Raw genomic sequence first — 1,037 nt, 5'->3', positions numbered from 1 at the left:
CTTGTCGCCGGGCAGGCCGACGACGCGCTTGATGTAGTCGACCGATGGGTCCGGCGGGAACTTGAACACCACCACGTCGCCGCGCTTGGGCTCCGAGCCCCAGATGCGGCCGGAAAAGATATCGGGACCGAACGGCAGCGAATAGCGCGAATAGCCGTAGGCCCATTTGGTGACGAAGAGATAGTCGCCTTCGAGCAGAGTCGGCCGCATCGAGCCGGACGGGATGGAGAAAGGCTGGAACAGCAGCGTGCGGATGACGAGCGCGAGCAGCAGAGCCTGGATGATGACGGAAAAGGTTTCCCCGAGCCCGCCGGATTTCTTCTGCGATTTTTCAGCCACGCTCATGTCGTCCTCGATTGTGCGATGTTGGTATAGAGTCTCGGCGCGCGCTGAGCAACGTCATGCCGCTCGTGGTCAGATGGAATCAATGTGGCGCTTGTTCGGCGGGCACCGCCTCGATAATCACAAAGGCTTGAGCAAGCGGGAAATCATCGGTGATGGTGAGATGGATCAGCGCCCGGTGGCCTTTCGGCAGTATGTTCTCCAGCCTGGCGGCGGCGCCGCCGGTCAGCGCCATGGTCGGCGCGCCGCTCGGCAGGTTGATCACGCCCATGTCGCGCCAGAACACGCCCTCGGCCATGCCGGTGCCCAGCGCCTTGGCGCAGGCCTCCTTGGCGGCGAAGCGCTTGGCGTAGGAAGCCGCGCGGGCGGCCCGCTTTTCCGACTTGGCCTGCTCGACCTCGGTGTAGATGCGCTGGACGAAGCGCTGGCCGTGCCGCTCCAGCGATTTTTCGATGCGTCTGATGTCGATGAGGTCGCTGCCGATGCCGATGATCATTCCGCCGGCACTTCCCGTCCGCCCTGCCGCGCTTTCTTCTCGGCGCGTTCGGCCATGCGCTTCTTGCGCTGCTCGCGGAACACGGTCATGCCCCAGCGCGTGACGCCGTAGAACACGAGCCCGAAGACCAGGCCGAGCGGCACCGCGCCGATTAGCATCGGCTCCAGAACCGGATGCCAGAGCTTGGCGAAGGAGAGCT

At 64.3% G+C, this 1,037-nt stretch carries 2 protein-coding genes and 1 pseudogene; all 3 read right to left on the bottom strand.

Annotated elements, in window-relative coordinates:
- Positions 1-345 (bottom strand): signal peptidase I (lepB, locus tag EOA27_RS37780; protein ID WP_127258885.1); only part of this gene is annotated, 345 nt, incomplete at its 3' end.
- 79 nt (positions 346-424) lie between these two features.
- The gene (acpS, locus tag EOA27_RS37775; protein ID WP_126078314.1) at positions 425-838 is read right to left on the bottom strand and encodes a holo-ACP synthase; all 414 of its coding nucleotides are present in this window, start codon (positions 836-838) and stop codon (positions 425-427) included.
- A pseudogene (locus tag EOA27_RS37770) lies at positions 835-1,037 on the bottom strand (DUF2062 domain-containing protein); the annotation flags it as partial. The pseudogene EOA27_RS37770 and the gene acpS, both read right to left, overlap by 4 nt.

It is taken from the genome of Mesorhizobium sp. M2A.F.Ca.ET.037.01.1.1 (assembly GCF_003998075.1).
Taxonomy (GTDB): domain Bacteria; phylum Pseudomonadota; class Alphaproteobacteria; order Rhizobiales; family Rhizobiaceae; genus Mesorhizobium.
This window is presented reverse-complemented; position numbering and strand designations above follow the sequence as displayed.

Excerpts from the sequence above, each read along its gene's own strand:
- acpS (WP_126078314.1), bottom strand. The coding sequence starts at position 838 with ATGATCATCGGCATCGGCAGCGACCTCATCGACATCAGACGCATCGAA.